Raw genomic sequence first — 1336 nt, 5'->3', positions numbered from 1 at the left:
ACCCGGATTTGACGCCGAGAAATAGCGCGAGTAAAGTTGAACGAGTGCCCCGGGAACGGGTCGACTAGCTGGGCGTCGGCGGGCGGTGCGCTCGGCGCGACGGGCCGGCCCGGCCACCGACCGGAAGTCGTCGGCCGTGCGCAGTTCCAGGTCGAGCAGCAGCGCGGCCAGGGACTCCCGGCCCATCCCGGCCGGGCCCCGCGACGGCGCGCCGGTGTCCGGCCCGTGCACCGCGGAAAGCATCGCGCTCATGGCTGACACCTTCGGCCGCCGGCGGGCGTACCTGAGCGATCCGGCCGACCCCCGCTAGGGCCGGCGCTTGCGCAGGTGCGGGACGGTCCACTCGGTCGGCGGCCAGCCCGGCACGGGCAGCTTGTGACTCAATGCCGCGATGAGCCAGCCGCGGTCGGGGCTCAGCCGGGTGATGAACGCCTGGCTCGTGGCCGACGGTCCGCGGTCGGGCGCGCCGGAGTGGGCCAGCGTGGGCACCACGGTCAGCTCCATGTCGGCGCCGACGGGCTGCGAGCGGCTGGCCGTGGGCACGCCGGCGGCGAGGAACGCGTAGAACCGCCGCCAGTGGCGGGCGCACACCTGGAGCATGTCGGCGAACCAGGGGTCGGCGGAGTCGCGGGCCGCCAGGGCCGCGGCCCGGTCGTCGTCGGGCGGCTGGTTCATGCCGAGCAGAAAACTCTGGGCGATGGTCGTGCGCAGGTCGGTGTCGAGCGGCACCCACAGCTCCCGGATGTCCCGGGCGCCGTGGACCTTCTCCGCCCACATCGCGATGGCCTGCAGACTGCTCGACGGTTCGCCGTCGGTGGGTGGGGGCATTGCCTCATTCCTCTCCCGTTCGCCGTGCCGCGCGAACGGGTGATCAGAGCGGGGGGCGGACGACGAACCGGGTCGCCGTGCCGGTCGTCGCGGGCGTCAGGCCGAGCAGCGAACCGTCCTCGGTGAGGAACCTGTCCGGGTAGTTGTGCGAACGCAGTGCGACGACGCCGGCGCGGCTGCTGGTCACGGGGCAGAACGTGGCGTCCCGGGCGAACAGCCGGGTGCGGTCCGCCCGGTCCAGCCGGATCCGGAAGTCGCGGTGCCGCAGGAACGAGCCGGGGTAGTTGCTCGACTCGAACGACACGCAGGAACCGTCGGCCAGGCCGGGCCGGACGACGAACCGGGCGTCGGCCCGCTCCAGCGCGGAGCTGCCCGTTCCGATGCGGTCGGTCCGGCCCCGGAAGTCGCGGTGGCGGACCCGGTAGCCGGGGGCGTCGGCGACCTCGAGGCTGACCGCGGAGCCAGCCCGCAGCGCGGCGACCGGTGCTGTCTCAGGCCGGGTTCGCGT

The 1336-nt window shown here is 74.0% G+C and carries 3 protein-coding genes; all 3 read right to left on the bottom strand.

What is annotated here, in order from left to right; translation table 11 throughout:
• A partial coding sequence (locus AB0C29_RS48795; protein ID WP_360835243.1) for a hypothetical protein occupies nt 1–252 on the bottom strand: 252 nt, incomplete at its 3' end.
• Between the two features lie 54 nt (nt 253–306).
• Nucleotides 307–828, bottom strand: coding sequence for a hypothetical protein (locus AB0C29_RS48790; RefSeq protein ID WP_360835241.1), 522 nt, complete (start codon nt 826–828; stop codon nt 307–309).
• A 43-nt stretch (nt 829–871) separates the two neighbouring features.
• A partial coding sequence (locus AB0C29_RS48785) for an AbfB domain-containing protein (protein ID WP_360835239.1) occupies nt 872–1336 on the bottom strand: 465 nt, incomplete at its 5' end.

Source organism: Actinoplanes sp. NPDC048791 (assembly GCF_040650095.1).
GTDB lineage: Bacteria > Actinomycetota > Actinomycetes > Mycobacteriales > Micromonosporaceae > Actinoplanes.
This window is presented reverse-complemented; position numbering and strand designations above follow the sequence as displayed.